Consider the following 23,301-nt stretch of genomic DNA (forward strand, 5'->3'; position numbering starts at 1 on the left):
CTCCCCCTCCGATACTTCGATGCGTCGACCGTGGCGGCAAGACCGCCGCGACCACGCAACGCATCGCCTTCTTTCAGACTTACTTCGCCGTCGGCATGGCGAACTCGGCACCCTTCTCGGTGCTCTCGGGCCAACGCTGCATGATCGACTTCTGCTTCGTGTAGAAGCGCACGCCCTCCTCACCATATGCATGCATGTCGCCGAACAGGCTGCGCTTCCAGCCGCCGAAGCCGTGCCATGCCATCGGCACAGGAATCGGCACGTTGATGCCGACCATGCCGACTTCGATCCGGCGTCCGAATTCGCGCGCCACGTGGCCATCACGCGTATAACACGCGACGCCGTTGCCGAATTCGTGGGCATTGATCAGGTCCACCGCCTCGGTGAAGTCCTTGACGCGAACGCACGCGAGCACCGGCCCGAAAATCTCTTCCTTGTAGATGCGCATTTCCGGCGTCACGTTATCGAACAGCGTGCCTCCGGTGAAGAAACCATCTTCATGGCCGGCAACCTTCAAACCGCGGCCGTCGACGACGAGTTTTGCGCCCTCTTCGACCCCAAGCTTGATATAGCCTTCGATGCGCTCCAGCGCCTGGCGCGTCACGATCGGGCCCATTTCCGCATCGGGCTCCATGCCGTTCTTCACCACCAGATTGCGGGCACGTTCGGCGAGGCGCGGGATGATCTTGTCGGCCACATCGCCCACCAGCACCGCCACGGAAATCGCCATGCAACGCTCGCCAGCAGAGCCGTAACCGGCACCGACCAGCGCGTCGATAGCCTGGTCGAGATCGGCATCGGGCATCACCACCATGTGGTTCTTCGCGCCGCCCAGCGCCTGCACGCGCTTGCCGTTTTTCGCGCCGGTCTCGTAGATATAGTTGGCGATCGGCGTCGAACCGACAAAGCTCACCGCCTTCACGTCCGGATGTGCCAGCAGCGCGTCGACCACGACCTTGTCGCCCTGCACGACATTGAACACGCCATCCGGCAGCCCAGCCTGCTGCAAAAGCTCGGCCATGAACAGCGACGCCGACGGATCGCGTTCGCTAGGCTTGAGAATGAACGTATTGCCGGCCGCGATGGCAACCGGGAACATCCAGCACGGCACCATGCACGGGAAGTTGAACGGCGTGATGCCTGCCACCACGCCCAGTGCCTGACGCGTGGTCCAGTTGTCGATGCCCGTCGAAACCTGTTCGGTGTAGTCGCCCTTGAGCAGTTGCGGAATACCGCAGGCAAATTCGATCACGTCGATGCCGCGCGAGACTTCGCCCTGCGCATCGGAGAACACCTTGCCGTGCTCGGCCGTGATGATGGCCGCGAGCTCGTCTTTATGCTTGTTCATCAATTCGAGGAAACGCAGCATGACCCGCGCGCGGCGGATCGGCGGCGTGTCGCTCCACGCCGGAAATGCGGCTTTCGCGCTCGCAACCGCTGCTTCGACGTCCGCAGCCTCGCCCAGCAACAGCGTGCGGGGCCGCGCACCGGTGGCCGGATTGAACACAGGCTGGCTACGGGTGCCCGCACTTTTGACACGCTTGCCCTGAATGAAATGTCCTACGTCTGCACTATCGTTGAAGGCTTGCATGTCGACTCCTGGTCGTGGATTGGCGATCTATATAGTCTAGGGGCGCACGCCCCTCGCTGCAAAGGCGCTATCATTGAACTCATTGTTTTCTATAGTGAACAATGAATGTATGGAAAGCGGAAAAATTGAAGGCCTCTGGACCCATCTGCACTGGCTGACGGTACTCGCGGAACAGGGGAGCTATACGGCCGCCGCCTCGCGCCTGGGGGTCAGCAAGGCCGCGATGAGTCAACGTATCTCGGAACTGGAGCGCTCGGCAGGTATTTCTCTGGTGCAGCGCACCACGCGCAGCGTGCGCCTGACCGAAGCCGGCCAGCGGCTCGTCGAGAATACGCGCAGCCAGTATGAACAGATCGCCACCAGCTTCGCCAGCGTGCGGGAACTGGCCGGCGTGGCACGCGGAGTCATCAGGATCACCGCGCCGGTGGCCTTCGCCCGGCAGCAGCTGGTGCCCAGATTACCCGCGTTTTTGCAGGCCCACGCCGAAGTCAGAGTGCAGCTCGAAGTTTCCGACCGGCTTGCCTCGCTCGCCACGGAAGGCTTCGATCTGGCAATTCGCCACAGTGCGGAAGCCCCGGATACACACGTGGCCTGGAAGCTCTGCGGCACGCAGTCCGTGATCGTGGCGTCGCGTGGTTATCTGCGACGGCGCGGCACACCCGGCACACCCGAAGAGTTGTCCGCCCACGATTGTCTGTTCTATCCGCGCGCAACTGGTCCTGCGATGTGGTCCTTCGAGCGCAAGACAGCGCGCAAAACCGCTACCGCGCCCGTCACGCTGCCGGTGAGCGGACCGTTTTCCGCCAACAACAGCGAGGACCTGCGCGATGCGGCGCTCGAAGATCTGGGCATCGCGCTGCTACCCGATTTCACCGCCCAGGCGGCCGTACGCGCCGGCAAGCTCGTTGTGCTGTTGCCCGAGTGGCGCGTCACCGGCGCATTTGCAGACCAGCTTTACGTGCTGCGGCCCTACGCGTCCCATGTGCCGCGCGCCGTGAGCCTGTTCGTCAGCTATCTGCGCGAGAGCTTTGCCGGCGGATTCCCGCTTTAGGAGGGTTTGGCGCGGAACCCACCGCGCCGCATTTATTCCTCGGAGTCACAAGTGTTTGACCATGGCGGGTATTCGAACTTTGCGCCAATGCGCCTAGATTTAGCACCTATCGGAGCCACCGGCCCGACCGGCGCAAGAGCCGGGTCAAACACACACTGAGGATTATCATGAGCACATCACAAAAGGTCGTTGTCGTTACAGGTGCGTCGCAAGGCATTGGCGCAGAAGTGGTTAAAGCATTCCGTCAACTCGGCTATCGCGTGGCCGCCACGGCGCGCAGCATCAAGCCGTCGGACGATCCGGATCTTCTGACCGTCGCAGGCGACATCGCCGATCCCGAAACCGGCCGCCGTCTGATCAGCGAAGCCGTGGCGCGCTTCGGCCGCATCGATACGCTGGTCAACAACGCCGGCATCTTTATCGCCAAGCCCTTCACCAGCTACACCCCGGAAGACTATGCAGCGATCACCGGCGTGAATCTGGGCGGCTTCTTCTACATCACGCAACTGGCCATCGCCGAGATGGAGAAAAACTCGAGCGGCCATATCGTCAACCTCAGCACTACGCTGGCCGACCAGGCGATTGAAGGTGTGCCTTCGGTGCTCGCTTCGCTGACCAAGGGCGGTCTGAATGCGGCAACCCGCTCGCTTGCGATCGAATATGCAAAACGCGGCATTCGCGCCAATGCGGTTGCGCCCGGCATCATCAAGTCGCCGATGCACGCGCCCGAAACGCATGCTGCGCTCGGCGCGCTCCATCCGGTCGGGCATATGGGCGAAATGAGCGATATCGTGAACGCCATCCTGTATCTGGATTCCGCTCCGTTCGTCACAGGCGAAATCCTGCACGTCGACGGTGGCCAGAGCGCCGGCCACTAAGCGCAAACGGTCGTCTGCGGCCGGGTATATCCCGGCCGCAGACGACCAGCCGTCCGATACTTCAAGGAGAACAGCATGCCAATCGTCACGATCCAGGTCACCCGCGAAGGCAGCAAGCCGGGCAACGACTCCGTCACCGCAGAAGAGAAGGCGCAACTGATCAAGGGCGCGAGCCAGCTCCTGCTCGACGTGCTGAACAAGCCGCTCGAAGCGACCTTCGTGGTCATCGAAGAGGTGCAAACCGAGAACTGGGGCTGGGGGGGACTGCCGGTCGAGGCGTATCGAAAGCAGCTCAGCCGGAAGTAGCAGGAGCACCCGCGTCGCACGGTACACTTGGGGAGGCAATTTCGCCGCCGCCCCTCTGATGCAACATGGACCGTATCGACGCGATGAAAGTGTTTATCGCCACGCTCGACGAAGGCAGTCTGGCGGGCGCGGCGCGCCGCCTTGGCCGCTCTCCGGCCGCCGTGAGCCGGGCGATTGCCTTTCTCGAGGAACACACCGGCGCGGCCCTGCTGCACCGGACCACCCGAACGATCAAGTTGAGCGAAGCGGGCGAACGCTATGCGTCCGCCTGCCGGCGCGTCCTCACCGAACTCGAGGAAGCCGATCTGCTGGTTGCAGATGAGCGCTCGGCGCCGCGCGGCCTGCTGACGATAACCGCGCCGGTTGCGGCGGGTCAGGACGTGCTGCGCGGCATCGTCGACGATTTCATCGACCGCTACCCAGACGTCTCGGTTCGCCTGCAACTGCTCGACCGTCCGGTGAGTCTGATCGACGAGGGTGTCGACGTGGCGCTGCGCATCGCGCATCTGGCGGACTCGACGCTGATCGCGATCCCGATTGGCGAAGTCCGGCGAGTGGTGGCGGCCTCTCCGCGGTATCTCGCCAAACATCCGCGCATTAATGAGCCGGCCGACCTCGCGCACCATCAGATCATTTCGATGACCCATTTCGGACTGGATTCGTGGAGTTTCCCGCCGGCGGGCCGCTCCACCGTTCCGCTCGTGGTGGACTTCACGCCGCGTTTTATCGTCAACACCATCCAGGCGGCGGTCGACTCGGCGGTAGCCGGTCGCGGCGTCACGCGCATGTTCTCCTACCACGTAGCGCAGGAAGTCAAGGAAGGCACGCTCAAGCTCGTCCTGCGCGATGCCGAACACGCCCCTCTCCCCATTCATCTTCTGACGCCGCAGGGTCGCCTCTCGGTCCCCAAAGTGCGAGCGTTTGTCGACTTCGCGACGCCGCGGCTACGCCGTCATTTCAAGCAGATGCAGCTGGTTACAGACGCCGATTGAACCATGCGGCGGAAGAATGTCTTCCGTGTCGAATGGATTCTCTCCTTATCCGGTTCAATCTAGACTGCTTCCATGAGTGACAGAAGGGTGCCGCATCACTGGCGCTCACATCCTGGTTGCCGCCTTGAGGACGAGATGAATCAACCTGCCCAATCACTGTTGCATCCGGTTCAGCAACCGGCGTCGCGCGGTTATGCCGAGCGCAACGAGAATCACTGGAAACGCAATCTTGCGGTCTGCGTATTCGGTTCATTCACCACGCTCGTCAGCCTGAGCATGCTGCTGCCGTTTCTGCCGCTCTATGTGCGGCAGCTCGGCGTCGAATCGACGTCGGCCGTGATCCAATGGTCGGGCATTGCTTTCGGCGCAACGTTTCTCGGCACCGCCGTGACCGCGCCGCTGTGGGGACGCCTTGCCGATCGCTACGGCCGCAAGCCGATGCTGGTGCGCGCGGCGATCGGCATGGCCATCGTGATGTCGCTGATAGGGGTGGTCCATTCGGTCCACCAGTTAGTGGCGCTGCGTCTGATCGCCGGTCTGGTGGGCGGTTACTCTTCGGCCTCCACCGTGATGGTGGGCTCGCAGGCGCCCAAGGCGCGCGCTGGCTGGGCGTTGGGAATACTGTCGACAGGAGCGCTGGCGGGCAATCTGGTTGGGCCGCTGGTCGGCGGCCTGTTGCCCGAATGGATCGGGATTCGCGGCACCTTCTTCGCCGGCGGAGCGATGATCGCAGTGGCGGCGCTGCTGACGATCTTTCTGGTGAAAGAGGACTTCAATGCGGCCGACCACCTGGGCAACCGTGCTGCCAGCAAGACCGTGACGCCGGGCCGCCGGACCAACCATGTCGTGGTGGCCGCGCTCCTCGTCACGGCGATGATGGTGCTGCTTGCGAACATGTCCATCGAGCCGATCATCACCGTGTATATCGGCGGTCTGGGTGTGCAGGCGGATCATCTGGCCCGTATCGCGGGCCTGGTCATGGCGTGTTCCGCGTTGGGCAGCATGTTGACGGCGGCCCGCCTTGGCGCACTGGCTGACCGCATCGGCGGCTGGAATGTGATCGTGGGGTGTCTCGTGCTCACCGGTCTCGTGATGATCCCGCAGGCCTTCGTCACCGAATGGTGGCAGCTGGCCGGATTGCGCATGCTGATGGGCATGACGCTCGCCGGTCTGCTGCCGTCTATCGCCAAGCTGGCCAGACACTCGGTCGACGAGAGCAAGACGGGGCAAATGCTCGGTTATCTGCAATCCGCGCAGTTTAGCGGGCAAGTGATCGGCCCGGTGATTGGCGGCCAGATCGGTGTGGCGCTTGGCCTGCACTCGGTGTTTTTCGTTACCGGCTCCTTGCTGGTGGCATGTGCCGGGCTCGCGCTTTGGGCGCGTAAGTCATAGGAAGTGGCGGTTGGCCAGAATACAGGCTTACAGCTGTATTTTGCATTAACAGTCTTTAGCTTGTATTTGCAAAATACAGAGGATAGACTGTTAGTTCGATTTACAGTCTTTAACCTGTATGAACGTTCAGATATGGAACGGAGCCACCCGTGAATTATCCCGTCAAAACCGTTGCCCAGTTGCGGCCCCTCCTGCAGGGATTCCGCAAGGCCGCCGGGCTCACCCAGGCCATGCTTGCCAGCCGCCTCGGCGTGACGCAGCAAACCTACGCGCAACTCGAGGCTGATCCGTCGGCCGTCAGCGTTGAACGGCTGTTCAAGGTGCTGCGCGTGCTCGAAGTCGAAGTGGTGCTGGCCCAAACGGCCGCCAGCGCAGCGGAGCCCGCCGTCAGCGAAAAAAGTACGGTTCCATCCCGGCCCACGAAGGCTAAAACACCGGGAACGCCCGCGCGTGGAATGAGTCTCGCCCGGCAGCGCGGTACAGCCGGGCCCGCTAAAGCGGTCCCGAAGGCCTCGCCACGCCCCCAGCAAGACACCGGGCCGAAGCGCCAGGCCAGTAAAACCAGCAAGGCAAAGGAAAACTGGTAACCATGCCGCGCGGCACGCAACCGAACCGGTTGAACCTGTGGATGAACGGGTTGCCAGTTGGCTATTGGGAGACAACCCGCAGCGGCGAGCGTCTCGCGTATCGGGACGACTGGATCGACCATCCGCAGGGTCGCCCGCTTTCGCTGTCGCTTCCGTTTACGCCGGGAAATCAGGCCTATCGGGGCGAAGTCGTCGCGGACTATTTCGACAATCTGCTCCCCGATAGCGAGCCCATTCGCCGCCGCATCGCCCGGCGTTATCAGACCGGCGGCACCGCACCGTTCCAGCTTCTCGCCACGCTCGGCCGTGACTGCGTTGGAGCCATCCAGATGCTGCCGCCGGACGAAGAGCCCGTCGGGCTCCAGAGCATCAGGGGGCGCCCACTCAACGACGCCGAGATCGCCCGCTTTCTACGCGACACAACCTCGGCACCTCAACTGGGTCAGCACGAACCCGTGGACGATCTGCGCCTGTCGATTGCCGGCGCGCAGGAAAAAACCGCACTTCTCTGGCACAACGGCCAATGGCTGCTACCCGAGGACAGCACGCCGACAACGCATATTTTCAAGTTGCCGCTGGGGCTCGTCGGCAACATGCGCGCCGACATGCGGATCTCCGTGGAAAACGAGTGGCTCTGCGCGAAAATCGTCGCGGCCTATGGGTTGCCGGTCGCCCAATGTGAAATCGCCACGTTCGAAGAACAGAAGGTCCTCATCGTCGAACGCTTCGACCGCAGACCATCAGCGGACGCACGCTGGATCTTGCGCTTACCCCAGGAGGATATGTGTCAGGCAACCGGCACGCCCGCGCTTCGCAAGTACCAGGCGGACGGCGGGCCGGGTATAGAGGAAATCATGGAAGTGCTCGCCGGTTCCGAGCGCTCGATGCAAGACCGGCGCAACTTCTTCACGACGCAGGTCCTGTTCTGGCTGCTCGCCGCCACCGACGGCCACGCCAAGAACTTCAGCATCGCGCACCTGCCGGGCAACCGTTACGAGTCCACGCCTCTCTACGACGTCCTCTCGGCCCACCCGATCATCGGCCGCGGCGCGAATCACATTGCCGCACAGCGGGTGAGACTGGCGATGGCCGTGCGCAGCAAGAACGTCCACTATCTGATCAACCAGATCCAGCGCCGCCAGTGGATCGCTCAGGGGCAACGCGTCGGATTTTCGCCGGCAGAGGTCGAGGAGATGCTCGGCGAGCTCGCAGCGCGAACGCCTGGCGTGATCGACGAGGTAGCCGCCCTGCTACCCCGGGATTTCCCGCTGGACCTTGCCGAGGCGGTTTTCAATGGCATGCGGCGGCTGGGCAAAAAGCTGGGCTAGCGCTAACCTGGCGACAGCTTGCGCAACCGGCTACGATCCAACGTCACCGAAGCGAACCAGAGAGCGAGGCCGCATAGGGCGAGCAGACTGCCCACCCATCCCGGCGAAGTCCATCCATACCCTGCCGCGATAGCGAGGCCGCCAAGAAACGGTCCGAGCGCGTTAGCCGTGTTGAATGCCGAGTGATTCAACGCAGCTGCGAGACCTTGAGCGTCTTCCGCGACGTCCATCAGGCGGGTCTGCAGCACCGTGCCGAGCGCGCCGCCCAGCCCGATCAGAAACACATCCAGCGTGAGCAGCCAGACATTGCCGGCGACCAGCGGAAATATCGCGAGCGCGAGCGCGCTCCACACCAGGATCCCACCGGCCGTGCGCATCAGGGCGCGATCGGCAAGAATCGGCACCAGCAGATTGCCTATCGTCAGCCCCACGCCGAAGATACTCAGCACGATCGGCACGACATGCGCCGAGACGCCAGTGACCTCGCCCAGCACGTCGGCCAGGTACGTGTACACCGCGAACATGCCGCCAAAGCCGATCGCGCTGATGCCCAGCGTCAACCACACCTGCGTGTGCCTGAGCGCGCCGAGTTCACGCAGCGGGCTCGATTCCGGATGCGCCGGCTCGTACGGCGCCAGCCGCCATACAAAGGTCATCGTCACGACGCCCATCAAGGCAACGAGGCCAAAACTCCAGCGCCAGCCAATCGCCTGGCCCAGCCAGTTCGCCATCGGCACACCAACGATGGTCGCGAGCGTCAGGCCGAGGAACATGCGCCCGAGCGCGGTTGTGCGGCGGTTTTCCGGCACCAGCGAGGTTGCGACAAGCGCCGCGACGCCGAAATAGGCGCCATGGGGCAGCCCGCTCAGGAAGCGGAACACGAGCATCCAGTGGTAGTTGGGGGCCACCGCGCTCAGGCCGTTGCCAAGCGCAAAGATACCCATCAGCGAAATCAGCAGCGTGCGGCGCGGCAGCCGCGCTCCCAGCACCGCAAACACCGGCGCGCCAATGACCACGCCCAGTGCGTAGGCGCTGATCACGTGCCCTGCCGTGGGCGCATCGATCCCCAGACCGCGAGAGAAGAACGGCAACAGGCTCATCGTCGCGAACTCGGTCGTGCCGATCGCAAATCCCCCCATGGCAAGCGCGAAGATAACCCACCCTGGATGGAGTTTTTTGTTGCCGATATTGCTCATTACCTGTCCTTAAATCGACCGCGTCGCTTCGAGGCTCACATATAGGGAAAGAGCATCGAAAGCGGACCGCGCCGCATGCTGCTGCGCACAATTCGGCCTGCACTTTAGCGCATTCCGGGAAATAGCGCTGAACGCTCAAAAAGCGTTGCGAGGCGCGGCATCAAACGCCCAGCCGATACTCGCTTTTGACGAGCCCGCTCGCGTACTGATGTGTCGCGATATGCGTGAGAGCAATGTCACGCAGCAGCTCGCCAAACAGGGGGATTCCTGTTCCGATAAGAACGGGCACGCGCGTGACAGTCAGATGCTGTATGAGACCCGCGCGCAGAAACGCCTGAATGGTGATCCCGCCATCCACGTAAATATGCTGGACACCACGACGCTCGAGCAGAGACACCACGTCCGCCGGCGATCCTTCGATATGCTCGACGAGTGCGCCGGCGGGCGCTTTCGCCAGCGAGCGAGTACTCAGGACGAATACCGGCTTGCGGGCATAGGGCCACGTATCGAAACCCAGTACCGTTTCGTATGTGTTGCGGCCAATGACGAGCGCATCCACCGTCGCCATGAATTCATCGTAACCGTGGGGCTCGCCGCCGCCCTCGGGAAGAAAATCAAGCGAGCCATCGACCCTGGCGATGAAGCCATCAAGACTGGTTCCGACAAAGACGGAAGCTTTCATGGCAGAGCCCTCGATGTGCAGTGCGTCATCGCAAAGTCTGCGCTGCCAGTTTTACGCGAAGCTTACGCAACCAGCGAGCCACGGTGTCATCGACAGTTATGCAAATTATTATTGGTCAGACAATTCTCGCGATAAAATCGCGAGCGAAATACAGGCGGGGGACGCTGCTGTATGCCTGCAACTCATTCAAACAATATCGACCCACATCCGCAGATGAGTGGAAGCCCGACACGTGCTCCAATCCCATCGAACCGCGTGACCAGCAAGAGGCGCAAACGTTTGGCGAGCCCCTGCTGGACACCCCCACGCGATCGCATAGATCAACTGAATAATCGCGCTCAAGTTTTCTTCACATGTGCCGTAAGTTTGCCTATGCGGAATGCGGCGATTGTGCAGGGTAGAACCGCATCGAGCCGCGTCCGCCTGCCTGGGGACTTTCGCCTGCTTTCCTCAGCCCTTGAGGTTCAACCTTGCGCCGCCCGTCGCCGTTACTGAAAGTTCTCTTGCCGCTCGCGTGTGCATTCGTCTGTCTGCACGCGCTGGTGCTGCTCGTCTTTCGCTCCCAGGCGGCGGTTCTGACCTACCCCTTTCTGCTGCTCTGCCCAACGCTCGTGATCGCGGCCTGCGGCTGGCGCGTGGCCACGGTCGAGCGCCAATCCCGTTCGGCGTGGATTCTGCTCGCCGCCGGCATGTTCCTCTGGTTGTGCGGCATGCTGCTCAGCGCCTGGGAAGACATCTTCCAGCACATTCCGGTCAGCGTCGCCTACTTTTCGGATGTCTGCTTCTTCCTCTTCGACGTGCCAATCCTGCTGGCGATTTCATCCGTCTCGACAGAACAGTCGATTCCCTTCTTCGTCTGGCTGGACGGATTCCAGGCACTGCTGACCGGTTACCTGACTTACGTCACCATCTTTTCCGTGACACCGCTGTCCGGCGCCCAGTTGCAGCCTGTTTCGATCTCGGTGCTGCTTTTGACCTACAAGGCCGAGAATGTCATTCTCATCGTGGCATCCACGTTGCGCCTGGTCGCTCAGCCGCGCGGACACGAACGGCGCTTCTACGAAGTCCTCTGCGCCTTTCTCTGGATCTATGGCGTCATGGCGTGGATCTATAACGACCTGGCCGTGTCGACCGACACGCACAATCTGATCGACCTGATGGCCGATCTGCCGTTTCTGTTTCTGGCTGTGGTGGCCGTGATACCCACCTCGCCGCGATTTCAGTTGGTACAGCCCGCGCAGAGAAAGCGGCTTGCGCTGTTCATCGAAAACGTCAGCCCCATTTTCTATACCGTCGCGCTGCTGGCGCTCAGCATGTCCGTGATACGCCGGCATTTCTACGAAGGCATGGTCGGGGTGTTCACTGCGCTGGTTGTCTACGGCATCCGCATGACGACCTTGCAAGGCCGTCATTTACGGGTGCAACACGAGTTGCACGAGGCCCGCGACCGGCTCGAAGCGATGGCGTTGACCGATGGCCTCACCAATGCGGCCAATCGCCGCCATTTCGATCAGACGCTCATCGTCGAATGGAACCGCGCGGTCCGCAATCAGGAGCCGCTTGCGTTGCTCCTCGTGGATATCGACTACTTCAAGAGACTCAACGACCGCTACGGTCATCCGGCCGGCGACCGATGCCTCATTTCGATCGCGGCCGCCCTGCAATCGATGTTGCCGCGCGGCGGCGACCTGCTCGCACGCTATGGCGGCGAAGAGTTCGCTGCTATCCTTCCGTCGACCGATGAAGACGGCGCACGCCTCGTGGCGAAAAGGATGCAGGAAGCGGTCCGCTCGCTTAATATTCACAACGAGACACCGACGGGTGAGCTCGTCACGGTCAGCATAGGCATTACCGTATTCGAATCGTCGTACGCCGAAGCCGCCGAGATCGTCGAGGCGGCCGACCAGGCGCTGTATCGCGCGAAAGAAAGTGGCCGCAACCGGGTCGAGGCAATGCCACAACGCGAGTACTTACGAGAAAGGATTGGTTAGATTGGACATAGTGTGCTTGTCATGCTGGCGCGGTACAGGCGGCTGATGCCACCGCAAATCGAATTCACCATGGGTACCGCTATACGATGAGCGAAGCGTATTCTTATCTTCTACCCAGCGTAAACAGCGCGTTTCAGCCCATTGTGTCTCTTGCCCATCTGACGCCCCTGGGATATGAGGCGTTGCTGCGTTCATCGATTAACGGCAGGCCCTGTTCACCGATCGAAGCGTTTCGCCGCGCAGCGCTCGTCGATCGCACCGGCGAATTCGAACGCGAATGCGTGCGTTGTCACACGGGTCAGTTCGCACGCCGTGCCGACCACGAAAGCGTTCTGTTCATCAATGTACAGCCTGAAGTACTGATTCATCCGGTTCACGGACCGGGCCTCATTGCGGACATCCTCGGCTGCGGCATCCCTTCCTCACGCCTCGCGATCGAAGTGCTCGAAACCCCGCTGCCAAGAAGTCAAACGCTCGTCGATGTGGCCAACCAGTTACGGCAACATGGCCTGCTCATCGCGCTCGACGATTTTGGCGCCGGCGAAACCAATCTGAGCCGGGTCTGGGATCTGCGTCCTGATGTGGTCAAGCTCGATCGCGAACTGATCAGACAGGCGGCGATGAGCCATCGCAATGCACGCAGTCTGCGGCGGCTGGTTGGCCTCTTGCATGAAATTGGCACCCTCGTTGCCATCGAAGGCGTGGAAACGGAAACGGAAGCGCTATTGTGCCTCGATTGCGATGCCGACTTCGCACAAGGCTACTACTTCGGCAGGCCCGCGCCGTTGCCCGAGAACGGCGAGTTGGTCGTGACCGGCACCGAACACCTGCTGGAAGACTTTCACAGCGCCGAGCGGATCAAGCCGATTGCCGACCTGGTGGCCTTGCAGCCCTACCGGGAGGCGTTCCGGGATGTCACGCACGCCTTCTGCATGGGCGAAAGTTTCGCCGATATCGCGCCGCGCTTCCTCGCCCTTCCGCTGTCGATTCGCATGTTCCTGCTGGATCAACACGGCGCACAGATCGACAGACAGGTGGAATCGACCGACCACCCGATGCGCAAGCAATCTCGCTTCCCCATGCTCGGAAGAAGCAAGGGTGCCAACTGGTCGAAACGGCCATACTTCAGAGACGCGGTGAGTCATCCAGGCGAGGCCGTCGTCAGCGAGCCTTATGTCACCTCGGGATCGATGAATCTTTGCGTGACGCTCGCTGCATGTGTCGAAAGCGGCGGGGTCAGGTACGTCGTTTGCGGCGACGTCCTCTTCGAGGAACTGGGAAGCTATTGAGGCGCTGCCGGACCTCGCATTCCGCGCTTCGTCAACGCAACGGTTCGACATTGCGCTCCAGATCGCCGACAATCGCACATAATCTGGATCCACCTCTGCTCGCGTCAATCCAATGCTTTCAACTTCAAGTGCCGCATTGCTGGCTTTAGGCAGCGCTATCGTGCTGGTCGTGCCTGGCCCAACCAACACCTTGCTCGCCACTGCGGGGCTGCGACGGGGTATGAGGCGCTCGGCACATCTGACGGGCGGCGAATTCGCCGGCTACCTTGTGTCGATTTCGGCGTGGGGACTTTTTCTTTCACATGCGGCAACGTCGCTCACCTGGCTGCCTACGCTGTTGCGGCTCGCGAGCAGCCTGTATCTTGCGTACCTCTCGGTTCGCATGTGGCAGACGGCGAACTCCTTTTCTTCGTCGACACACGCGACAATCGGCCTGCGTACCCTGTTCGTCGCCACGTTGCTCAATCCGAAAGCCATCCTGTTTGCCGGCACCATCTTTCCGGCGGCGGTGTTCCAGAGCCTCGGCGCCTATCTTGAAGCCATGGTGATCTTCACTGCCCTGCTCGTCCCCATCGGCCTGCTATGGATCACTTTCGGCGCGGGACTCGGCAGCGGCCGCCTGAAGCGGGTTAATCCTGCGCACGTACAACGTTGCGCGTCGATCATTCTGGCTGCGTTCTCTCTGTCACTCGCGTGGGCAGCGTTGCATCAGGTGGTGCGGTTTTCAGGTTCAGCGTAAGCATGAAGCCGGTCACCTGGGCTCGCGCAGGCGACCGGCTTTTCGCATCCCTCAGTATGGATGCCCGACTGACCCGTTAGAACTTGTGACGGATGCCGATACTGATCAAGTCCTGCGAACTCGTTCCTGCCACACCATACGAACCGATCGAAGCCTCGGCGCTGCTCACAGTGCCGTCGCTGTTCAACTGCTCGCCGCTGGCGTGTTGCCATGCGCCGACCAGATACACGTCAGTGCGCTTCGAGATGTTGTAGTCCGCGCCCAGCGAAATCTGGTTATACGTCGCGCCCGTATCGCCGCTCGCCCTCGTGTAGCTGTAACCGAGGCCTAGCAGCAGCGCCGGCGTTGCCTGGTAGTTCAGGAAGGCTTGCCCCGTGTTGAACTTTTCCGTCACGAGGAACGCCGACTGTGCATCCGCCTTATACATCGAGTTGCTGTAGCTCAGACCGAACGTGTAGGGACCTGCAACATACTGCGCGGCGACGCGTGCGATGTTGATCGACTTCGCCGTGTCATAACCGGTGTTGACGGGACCATCGAACGTGCCATCCGATGTCGAGGACCAGCCCGTTCGCGTCGCGGCGGTCGTGTCTGCATTGTCCGCTACGAAGTAACCGGCCGAGAGCGCCAGCGGGCCGTTGTTGTACGCCGCAGCCACCGACCACGTCTGTCCCGACCCGGTCGCGCCTGCCGTACCGCCCAATGCGTAAAGCCCTTCCACCTGCAGACCGCCGAACACCGGCGACACATACTTCAGCGAATTGTTGGTGCGCGAACTGTTGTCGTAATTGTCTACGTCGCCTGCGGTCGCAAACGCGCTGCCGAAGTAGTTATCGGCCGTTATACCCTGCACCAGGTCCACGAGAGGATCGTACTGACGCCCAGCGGTAAACGTGCCGTAACTGTCGCTCTGCAGACCGACATAGGCCTGGCGGCCGAATTCCGACGTGGTCCCGTTATAGGTGCCCATCTTGCCGTTGTTCAGGTTAAAGCCGTCTTCCAGCTGGAAGATCGCCTTCAGTCCGCCGCCCAGATCTTCCGAGCCCTTAAGACCCCAGCGATCGCCCGACAGGTTGCCGGAATAGAGCCCGACCGCATTGCCGCCGGTCGACGTAGCGTTATGTGTGTACTGGACCGATTCGTCGAGGATCCCGTACAGCGTGATGCTGCTTTGAGCGTAAGCGACCTTGGCGGCGCTCATCAGCAACGCCATTGTCACAACGGACTTTTTCATCTGTGGTTCTCCGAGGATAAACTTGAATAACGCTGTGCACGCTGCGATCGGATCGGTGGCAACCTCCCGATTTTTTCAGCACACACGAGCCTGTGCGTTTCGATATCCCGCCTGCTGGCTATGCAGCGTCTGCCGGACGTCGCTATTAGCTCACAGCGCTTAGCGCGAATCGTTGGCAACGAACCACAGCGGGCTTTCGCTTTCTTTCGTGATCCGAAGTTTGTAATCCGGGACGTATCAGAAGGCATAAAGTCGGCCGGTTTCAGGTTCGCTTCGCATCATCGGAGAACGAACCTGTAAGCGAGTAATGACGTGGAACATACCCGTAACCAGAGCGGAATCTGCGGTTGCTAGCATGAAGACCTTGGCTTCCGGGAAGCGACGTTGCATCGCTTTCCGCAAGCCAGCTAATGCTTTGCCGGCACCAGCAACATGCTTTACGTATCTGGAGGTGTTCTATGTACCAACGTATGTCTTTCGAACCCGTGCAAGTATCCGGAACCGCTGCACTCCGCTTTGTCATCGGAGACAACGCAGCACTGCTGAATGCTCACGAAATTGACGACCTCATTGCGCAACTCGGCGAGATCCGCAGGCAGATGCCCCCGGCCCCTCCACCTCAACCTCTGCGTACCGTGATGTATTCGCTTGAAGTCGACCCGTGCTGGTACGTCGACAAAGGCCCTCTTGTTGACGGCGCAGTCCTTCTGCTAAGGCATACGGGTTTCGGTTGGCTTTGCTTTTCCCTGCCACCGCCGAGCCTCTCCAGACTGGAGAAGGCATTGAGCGTCCAGCTTCCCATGACGGTTGCAATGAGCGCGACCGCCAATTGAGTTTCCGTTCGAGGTGAAGCGCCCGGGCACCCCTCCACGCCACCCCTACTGGTAATCGCTGAAGCGCGAATCCGCAGGCACCGTGGATGGCAGCGCCGTATAGCCCGGGACGCTCGACTGAAACTGCTGAAGCAAGCCGTTGTCGATCCTCGAAAATCCCTTGAGCTGCAGTTGCAGCAACACCCGTGTGCCGCTGGTGGGCTCCCCCGTCGTGTCGTCCTCTTCGCTGTACTTCTGTACCGCCAGACTTAGCGACCAGCACTGCGCGTCATACTGAACGCCAAGCAAACCGGCAATCAGATGATGCGACAGCATGTCGTAATTGAAGCGGCCCACGGTAGAGAGGTTGCGAGTCAACGGCCATTGAGCCGACAGGATCACCTGATTTTCCGGTTCATCGTCGATTGTCGTGTTATCGCGAATGTAGCGATACCCGAAATTCACGACTTCGCGGTCCGCAGGCTTCCATGTAAAACCCACGGTCGCGGCGTCGATGCGGTTATACCGTTCATCGTATTCCATCGACTGCTCTGCCGAGACATCACGCCCCACCTTGAACGAAGTCCCCATCGCCAAGGAAGCGCCACGCAGATCGGTTTCCGGTTCATCCTCCACCAATGTCACCTCGGGATTGGTGAAATAGTATTCCTGCGCGATGGTGAAGCGCGCCCGCTCGTCACCCGTCGAAGGGTCGATAAAGCGGGTCGTCAAACCGCTCGTCAGGCGATTCAGATCGGCCACACGATCGCCGCCCACAAAAGTGTTGCTGGTGAAAATCTCCGCAAGACCAAAGTCCGCCTGGGCGGTATCGAAGATCGGCGCGAATGTCTGATTACGATACGGTGTGTAGACGTAATAGAGCCGCGGCTCCAGGGTCTGGATGTAGCTCGTGCCGAACAGATTGACGCTGCGCTCGAAGACCATTCCGGAATCGAGCGTGAGGGTGGGTACGTTGTAACTAAAGGTTTTGGGTTGACCGGTCGGCGCGGAACTGCTGATCGACGTCAGATCGTACGCCGCAAAATGCCATTGCAGCTTCGGTGTAAAAAACCAACCCGGATGCACGATCGGGTAGCTGACGTACGGGTTGAACACAAGGCGGCTGCCTTCCGTGGCGCCCGCAGTGTCGATGGTGAAGCGCGTCGCGTCGGCCTCCGCGCCGAAATCGAAGCCGGCAACATTGTATTTCGCGTACTTGACGTCGACTTCCGGTTCGCGGTTGTACGACGGACTGGTCGTAAACGATTGCCAGTGCTGATCGCGGAACAGCATCGACCACGGTCCGTCGTTATAGGTCAAACCCGCTTCCTGCTGGAACTCCGTGGTGGCCGCAAGCGGAACTGCACTGCCTTCAGCGAGGTCGGTGGTCACGTTCGAATCCGACACACGGTTGTAATTCACGTACGCTCCAAAACCGTTTCCAAGATTCTGGTTGTGGATGAAGGTGATCGCGTAACGGTTGGTTTTGGTGATCTCATCGTCCGGCAGAAACGAAGCGCTCAGGCTTCCCGAGTAGTCAGGCGAAAGATAGCGAAAGTCCTCGGACAGCATGGCGCCGCGCTTCGAGAGAAAGCGCGGCGTCAGGGTCAAATCGTAGTTCGGTGCCAGGTTGAAATAATATGGAAGCTCGATATCCTCACCGTTCGTCGAACTCACGGAGAAGGTAGGCGGAAGCACGCCGCTGCGGCGATCGCCGTTGAGCGGAAACGACAACCACGGGCTGGCGAAGATGGGCACGCCCTCAAAAAAAATCACGCCGTTTCGTGCTACGCCTACGTTCGTCCCGTTGTCGATATCGAAGCGCGAGGCTTTGACGTACCACGCGGGATCGTCCACGCACTGGCAGCCCGTATAAGTACCGTGGTGAATCACGGAGCGATCGTTGTCGACAATGTCGATACGCGCGGCGCTGCCGGAACCGTTCGTCAGGTTGAAGTGATATTTCGGTGCAGTCATGTAGCCCTCCGACGCATCGATCCTCAGATGCGCCTCGGGGCCGACGAACACGTCGCCATTCCTTACGACATGTACGTTGCCGTATGCATCGGCCACGTCCGTGTCCTCGTCGTAATAGATGGCATCGCCCTTCACGACGGTGGCGTTCACGCGTATTTCGCCATGGCCCTTTAGCGCGATGCCGGTGGCCGACACGCCGTAGACCATATCGCCAAGACCGAATTCGACCGCTGCCTGGCCGAGCCGCAGCAGATGCTCTTCGAGTTGCGGCGCAAAGCGCAGGCCCCATGGGCCGTCGAGCGATTGAGGTTGCGCGGCCGCACCGCTCAACTGGGCGTGCGCTTGAGACCAGGTAAGACTGGCTACCGCCGCGGCGATGGCCGCAAGGCGCGGCGCACGCACCACCCAGACGATCGACGCACGTCGCAGACACTTTCGCAGCAACCGCGCCGCCCTGCCGGGCCGGACACGCGGCCGGTAGATCAACTTCCTGCTATCAGACAATGATTCTGGCTTCGCTCAAGGGTTTATCCGTCGCATACGCGCGGGCCCCCTCGTGGGCCTAAAAATCCGTGGGGGCGCGACGCTCTGCGTAGACAATCACGGTAGCGCGCACCGCCCTTTCGCAGGTTACCGGTTCGATACAGATCCTTATCTGCGCTACAGGGCGCGCTTGAGCCGACCGTTCATCCTGCCTGTCATCTCAGGCGCGCCGGGTAGCCAGTTCAGCGCCCTGACGCAATGCTTCGAGCATGCTGCGTTCGTCTGCGATGCCTTTACCGGCAATATCGAACGCGGTGCCGTGATCGACCGAAGTACGGATCACATCGAGGCCAACCGTTACGTTGACGCCCGCCTCGAGGCCCAGCACCTTCACCGGGCCGTGACCCTGGTCGTGGTACATCGCGACCACCAGATCGAAGTCGCCGCGGCCGGCGCGGTAAAACAGCGTGTCCGCGGGCAACGGTCCTTCGATGTCCCAGCCGCGCTCGCGCAGAAGCTGCACTGCGGGGACGATCTTTTCTTCTTCCTCGCCATAGCCGAACAGGCCGTTCTCACCCGCGTGCGGATTGATGCCGCACACGGCAATGCGCGGATTGGCGATACCCGCCTTGACGAGCGTGGCATGACCCCGCTCGATCGTGCGCTGTACGAGGCCCGGTTCGATCTTGCGAATTGCGTCGATGATGCCGATATGCGTCGTCACGTGAATCACACGCAATTGCGGCGCGACGAGCATCATCGACACTTCGTCGATGCCGGTGAGGTGCGCAAGCATCTCCGTGTGCCCGGGATACTTGTGGCCACCCGCATGCAAGGCTTCCTTGTTCAGCGGCGCCGTGCAGATCGCGTCGATCTCACCGCTTTTGGCCAGCTCGACGGCGCGCGCAATGTAGCGATAGGCAGCGTCGCCGGCAACGGCAGACAACGTGCCAAACGGCAGGCCCGCAGGGATCAGGCCGAGATCGATGCAGTTGATGATGCCAGGCTCATAGCGCGCCTCCGAGGCCTTCTCGATGCGTCGTACGCTTGCCGTGCCGCCGACAATCCGGTTGGCCTCTTCGAGACGCCCCGCGTCGCCGATCACGAGCGGGCGGCACTGCCGGTAGAGCGATTCGTGCGTCAAGCTCTTGACCACGACTTCGGGGCCCACGCCGGCTGCATCGCCCATCGTGATGCCGATGACTGGAAGGTAGTTGCTCATCATGTTCTGCCTGAGTTTCAGTGAGTTCGTTGGTGGGCCATGAGGCCCATGATTCATGAGTCCGTGCGCGTGACTTCCGCGAGGCCTCGAAGATGAACGTAAGCGCCATACAGCGCATGCTCGGTGCCAAACGCGCCGGCTTTAGTGACGACCGTAAGATGCTCATGCCCATGCGGACGCGCAACCGCCACACCCGGCTCGATTTCCGAGAGCAAGCGAAGGCTTTCGATCCCAACCGCACCGAGCATGGCGCGCGCGGTCTCGCCGCCGGTGACGATCAGGCCGCCGAGATGCTCAAAGCACGGAGCGACGAGTGCCGCGAGCGCCGCGGACAATTGGGCGCCTTCGGCCGGATCAAACGCGTCGTCGCGGCCAATTCGCGCCAGCAGATCGGTGCGGCCAGCGAGGTATCCGGCAATGCGGCTCTGCCACGCTGCCCACCGCGGGTGGAGCGCGCCATCGCGCAACACCGCGGGCGGCACGATCACCTCGTCGACACCCGCACGTTCGCGCAGCATCGCACACTGTTGCGCGGACACCGCCGACAGGCTGCCGACCAGAATCAGCACGGCGCCATCACGAGCGTGCGTGGTGGGGTGCGCTTCGGCAGCGTCAACGGGTACAGCGGAGAAGAGCTCGTCCAATGCAGCAAGCTCACGCGCAAGACCACCTGAGCCAACCCAGAAGCACGGCGCTTCCAGCGCGAGCGTCGCTTGTGCAAGCGCTCTCAGGTCCGCTTCGGTGTGCGCGTCGACGATCAGTGCCTTCGTGCCGCTCTGCGCCACACTGGCGATCGCAGCACGCAAGGACTCCTGCTCACCGCGTAGCCCATCGACGCCCAGCAATGCGGTAGTGAGGCCAGCCGACTCCAGCATCGCCCACAGATCGGCTGACTGGCCGGCGTGCTCGAGTTTCCAGGTCTCAGTGTCGCCGAGCGGCACGCCGCGCACGAACACTCTGCCGCCGTCTACCGTGCGGCCGGTGGCCGGAAAAGCGGGCGCCACGATCGCGAGACCGGCGAGCGGCTGCAAGGCCGCGACTTCGGCAGCCCAGTTGCCGCGCAAGGTGGAGTCGATCTTCTTGTACAAACGGCGCCCCGGCGCGCGCTGCGCCTGCCAGGCCGCACCGGCGCAATGCGCGGCCTCGGCTGGCGGCATCCGGCGCGTGTCGGTATCCACGGCGACCACGTCCGCGCCGCTCATCGCGCGCGTGGCCGTCAGCGTGACAGCAGTGTGCCTTCCTGCGCCCGCAAAGGCGATCGCGCAGTCCGCGGCGCCGGACAGGTCATCAGCAAGAATCAGAAGACTCGTATGACTCACCGCCTGGCTCCTGCTGTCGAATGGTTCGTGTCCTTGCTCTCACTCGTGCCTTTTGCTACCCGCTTTGCTACGCGCTTTGCGACGGCCGCGGTCAGGATCGGCGAGAGGATCGCCGTCACCACCACGCAGGCGGCCACCAGCAGCGTTGCGCTTTTCGCAGCCTCCGCATAGACCGGATTGGCCGCGGCGATCAAGGCCGGCACCGCCGCCCCATTGCCGGCCGTATTCGCAGCGGCGACGCCTGCCACCCCCGTGCCGCCTGTCAGGCGATCAGTCAGGTACAGCGGAATACCCGTTACGACCACCACGGCGACGCCCAGACCAATGCCCAGCAAACCGGCCTGCCAGACCTTGTGCAGATCGAGACTGGCGCCGAGTGCGAGCGCAAAGAACGGAATCATGACCGGCACCGCACGCCCGAGAAATTCGCGCATTTCGCGGTCGAGATTGCCGAGCAGCATGCCCGCCACGAGCGGCAGGATGCTGCCCACCAGCGTTTGCCATGGAAACGCCGAGAGTCCCGCCACGCCCAGGGTGACCATGGTGAGGAACGGCCCCGATTCGAGCGACATGATGGTGTACGCGCCCACGTCTTCAGATTTGCCATATTGACCCATTAGCGCCATATAGAGGCCGCCGTTCGTGTCGTTCATTGCCGCCACCACGGCAAGCGTCGACATGCCGGCGAACAGTCCGGACGGCACCGGCTGCTCGCCGAGAAAATGCCCCAGCACCATACCTACCACGATCGCCGACCCCACCTTCGCCACAAATAGCGCACCGCCCTTCTTGAGCAGGTATGGTGTGGCCTTGATGTCGATCGCCGCGCCCATGCAGACGTAGAACACTGCAAGGATAGGCAACGCACCGGTGAACAAGGCACTGGTGAACGAGCCGAAGAACTTCGGCATGCCTGGAAGAAAGGTCGCGACGACTGCGCCAAGCAGCAGTGGGACGATCATCATTCCGCCGGGGACGCGTTCAATTGCGCGCTTGATAGGTATCTGGGCCATGGGTGTCTCCTGTCCGTGTTTGACCGATTCAATCATTTATTTTGACTACATCGATCAGTCAGAGTGTACGGCACAGCGCCATCGTCTGCAATCCGGATGCAAATAACCCTTCAATCCAGTAAGATTTTGCTGATTCGCCCGCATGGCCGGGCAAAGACTAGAATGACCGAATCGATCATTTTTGTGGCGAAGACATGAAAGTTACCAACCGCCGCGAGGCGATGCTGCAGGCTGTCCTGTCCGGCATGACCGATGTCGGCGCGCTGTGCGAACACTTCGGGATGTCCGAAGCAACGGTGCGGCGCGACCTGCGCGCGCTTGCAGAAGAGCGGCGCATCGTGCGCACGTACGGTGGCGCTGCCGCTTCGATCGGCATGCACGAGCCGGAGGAATCGCTCGACAGCCGGCGCGAAAGTTTTCGCGAGCAAAAGGCTGCGATCGCCCAGCTCGCAGCGAACCACGTTCACGACGGCGACACGATTTTTCTCGACGGCGGCACCACCACCGCCGAAGTGGCGCGACTGCTGGCCGGCCGCCGCAACATCCGCGTCGTCACCAATAACCTGCTGGCAGTCAACCTGCTGGCGGCAAGCGAGGTGCCTGTCACGCTGATAGGCGGCGATCTGCGTCCCACCAGCATGAGCACGCTGGGGCCGCTTGCGCAGCTCGCCTTGAGCCGCGTCTCGGTAGACAAGGCGTTTCTCGGGGCCGACGGCGTCGTCGCCGGTCGCGGACTGTGTGAGGCGAGCGCCGAGCAGGCTTATCTGAAGGAGTGCATCATCAGGCAGGCCGCCCATGTCTTCGTGCTGGTGACGTCGAACAAACTGGACCGCGCGAACCAGCAGCACTGGACTCCCCTCGAGCGCGACTGGACGCTCGTCACCGATGCCCGGCCCGACGCGCCGGTGATGGAACAGTTCGCGTTGCGCGGCGAAGTGACTATCGAAACAGCGGCACCGCAAAAAGGCTAAGCGTTTTCTTGCCGTTTCGTGCATGACTGTTTTGCGAAAACCGTCTCTTATATAACGCCTTCTCGCCCGGTACTCTGCGTCGGCTCTCCGGCGCGCAGGGGGAAAGGTGCTGGTCTGCGCCGGTCATCGCGGCATTTTTGCGCGACAGGCCGGCGAGAGCAATGGCCCGGTTAGCGGCGTTCAGAAACCTGCAATGCGTTTTTGACGTTCAGCAGAATTCCCGGGCCTTGTGTACATTCGCGCTTTAG

Annotated in this window: 20 protein-coding genes; 12 read left to right on the forward strand and 8 right to left on the reverse strand. The window is 61.6% G+C overall.

Translation table 11 applies throughout. The annotated features are described in order from the left end of the window. Positions 1-79: 79 nt before the first annotated feature. Complete coding sequence (locus P3T24_RS23950) at positions 80-1,591, reverse strand: CoA-acylating methylmalonate-semialdehyde dehydrogenase (RefSeq protein ID WP_074268095.1); 1,512 nt, start codon at positions 1,589-1,591, stop codon at positions 80-82. Between the two features lie 109 nt (positions 1,592-1,700). Between P3T24_RS23950 and P3T24_RS23955 the strand changes: the two genes are divergently transcribed. The 7 genes from P3T24_RS23955 (at position 1,701) to P3T24_RS23985 (ending at position 8,125) form a co-directional block, all read left to right on the forward strand. After that, a complete protein-coding gene (locus tag P3T24_RS23955; RefSeq protein WP_429438436.1) occupies positions 1,701-2,642 on the forward strand; it encodes a LysR family transcriptional regulator in 942 nt (313 codons plus the stop codon). A 167-nt stretch (positions 2,643-2,809) separates the two neighbouring features. Then, the gene (locus P3T24_RS23960; RefSeq protein ID WP_074268093.1) at positions 2,810-3,520 is read left to right on the forward strand and encodes an SDR family NAD(P)-dependent oxidoreductase; all 711 of its coding nucleotides are present in this window, start codon (positions 2,810-2,812) and stop codon (positions 3,518-3,520) included. Between the two features lie 75 nt (positions 3,521-3,595). Continuing rightward, positions 3,596-3,826 carry a tautomerase family protein gene (locus tag P3T24_RS23965; protein WP_429438439.1) on the forward strand — a complete coding sequence of 77 codons (231 nt, stop codon included), beginning with the start codon at positions 3,596-3,598 and terminating at the stop codon, positions 3,824-3,826. Between the two features lie 65 nt (positions 3,827-3,891). After that, positions 3,892-4,818 (forward strand): LysR family transcriptional regulator, encoded by a 927-nt coding sequence (locus tag P3T24_RS23970; protein ID WP_429438442.1) that lies wholly within the window; start codon positions 3,892-3,894, stop codon positions 4,816-4,818. A gap of 135 nt (positions 4,819-4,953) precedes the next feature. Beyond that, entirely contained in the window at positions 4,954-6,210 is a 1,257-nt protein-coding gene (locus P3T24_RS23975; protein WP_429409730.1) for an MFS transporter, read from the forward strand. A 149-nt stretch (positions 6,211-6,359) separates the two neighbouring features. Then, positions 6,360-6,797 (forward strand): helix-turn-helix domain-containing protein, encoded by a 438-nt coding sequence (locus P3T24_RS23980; RefSeq protein WP_429438445.1) that lies wholly within the window; start codon positions 6,360-6,362, stop codon positions 6,795-6,797. A gap of 2 nt (positions 6,798-6,799) precedes the next feature. Then, positions 6,800-8,125 carry a type II toxin-antitoxin system HipA family toxin gene (locus P3T24_RS23985; protein ID WP_429438447.1) on the forward strand — a complete coding sequence of 442 codons (1,326 nt, stop codon included), beginning with the start codon at positions 6,800-6,802 and terminating at the stop codon, positions 8,123-8,125. A 2-nt stretch (positions 8,126-8,127) separates the two neighbouring features. On the opposite strand, the gene P3T24_RS23990 is transcribed toward P3T24_RS23985, so the two are convergent. Both P3T24_RS23990 and P3T24_RS23995 read right to left on the reverse strand, forming a co-directional pair. Further along, positions 8,128-9,321, reverse strand: coding sequence for an MFS transporter (locus P3T24_RS23990; protein WP_429438450.1), 1,194 nt, complete (start codon positions 9,319-9,321; stop codon positions 8,128-8,130). A 160-nt stretch (positions 9,322-9,481) separates the two neighbouring features. Continuing rightward, on the reverse strand, positions 9,482-10,003 hold the full coding sequence (locus tag P3T24_RS23995) for a dihydrofolate reductase family protein (RefSeq protein WP_429438453.1): 522 nt from the start codon (positions 10,001-10,003) through the stop codon (positions 9,482-9,484). 470 nt (positions 10,004-10,473) lie between these two features. Here P3T24_RS23995 and P3T24_RS24000 point away from each other — a divergent pair, with 470 nt between their 5' ends. The 3 genes from P3T24_RS24000 (at position 10,474) to P3T24_RS24010 (ending at position 14,022) form a co-directional block, all read left to right on the forward strand. Next, positions 10,474-11,994, forward strand: a complete 1,521-nt coding sequence (locus P3T24_RS24000) for a diguanylate cyclase (RefSeq protein WP_429438455.1) — start codon at positions 10,474-10,476, stop codon at positions 11,992-11,994. An 86-nt stretch (positions 11,995-12,080) separates the two neighbouring features. Continuing rightward, positions 12,081-13,283: an EAL domain-containing protein gene (locus P3T24_RS24005; RefSeq protein WP_429438457.1), complete on the forward strand. Its 1,203-nt coding sequence runs from the start codon at positions 12,081-12,083 to the stop codon at positions 13,281-13,283. Between the two features lie 112 nt (positions 13,284-13,395). Then, positions 13,396-14,022 (forward strand): LysE family translocator, encoded by a 627-nt coding sequence (locus tag P3T24_RS24010; RefSeq protein ID WP_429438460.1) that lies wholly within the window; start codon positions 13,396-13,398, stop codon positions 14,020-14,022. Between the two features lie 76 nt (positions 14,023-14,098). Here P3T24_RS24010 and P3T24_RS24015 read toward each other — a convergent pair whose 3' ends face one another. Further along, on the reverse strand, positions 14,099-15,256 hold the full coding sequence (locus tag P3T24_RS24015; protein WP_429409735.1) for a porin: 1,158 nt from the start codon (positions 15,254-15,256) through the stop codon (positions 14,099-14,101). A gap of 458 nt (positions 15,257-15,714) precedes the next feature. Between P3T24_RS24015 and P3T24_RS24020 the strand changes: the two genes are divergently transcribed. Further along, entirely contained in the window at positions 15,715-16,089 is a 375-nt protein-coding gene (locus P3T24_RS24020) for a hypothetical protein (protein WP_074268081.1), read from the forward strand. A 45-nt stretch (positions 16,090-16,134) separates the two neighbouring features. Here the strand turns inward: P3T24_RS24020 and P3T24_RS24025 are convergent, their stop codons facing one another. From P3T24_RS24025 to P3T24_RS24040, 4 genes are all read right to left on the reverse strand, one after another. Beyond that, entirely contained in the window at positions 16,135-18,489 is a 2,355-nt protein-coding gene (locus P3T24_RS24025) for an LPS-assembly protein LptD (RefSeq protein ID WP_429438463.1), read from the reverse strand. Between the two features lie 259 nt (positions 18,490-18,748). Further along, on the reverse strand, positions 18,749-19,750 hold the full coding sequence (pdxA, locus tag P3T24_RS24030) for a 4-hydroxythreonine-4-phosphate dehydrogenase PdxA (protein WP_074269388.1): 1,002 nt from the start codon (positions 19,748-19,750) through the stop codon (positions 18,749-18,751). A gap of 53 nt (positions 19,751-19,803) precedes the next feature. Next, on the reverse strand, positions 19,804-21,069 hold the full coding sequence (locus P3T24_RS24035; protein ID WP_429438465.1) for a four-carbon acid sugar kinase family protein: 1,266 nt from the start codon (positions 21,067-21,069) through the stop codon (positions 19,804-19,806). Further along, positions 21,066-22,082 carry a 2-keto-3-deoxygluconate permease gene (locus P3T24_RS24040; protein WP_429438468.1) on the reverse strand — a complete coding sequence of 339 codons (1,017 nt, stop codon included), beginning with the start codon at positions 22,080-22,082 and terminating at the stop codon, positions 21,066-21,068. Before P3T24_RS24040 ends, P3T24_RS24035 begins: the two co-directional genes overlap by 4 nt. Before the next feature lie 194 nt (positions 22,083-22,276). Here P3T24_RS24040 and P3T24_RS24045 point away from each other — a divergent pair, with 194 nt between their 5' ends. Next, positions 22,277-23,053: a DeoR/GlpR family DNA-binding transcription regulator gene (locus tag P3T24_RS24045; protein ID WP_429438471.1), complete on the forward strand. Its 777-nt coding sequence runs from the start codon at positions 22,277-22,279 to the stop codon at positions 23,051-23,053. The last annotated feature ends 248 nt before the right edge of the window (positions 23,054-23,301 follow it).

Origin of the sequence: Paraburkholderia sp. GAS33 (genome assembly GCF_050436645.1) — a bacterium.
GTDB classification, from domain to species: domain Bacteria; phylum Pseudomonadota; class Gammaproteobacteria; order Burkholderiales; family Burkholderiaceae; genus Paraburkholderia; species Paraburkholderia phenazinium_B.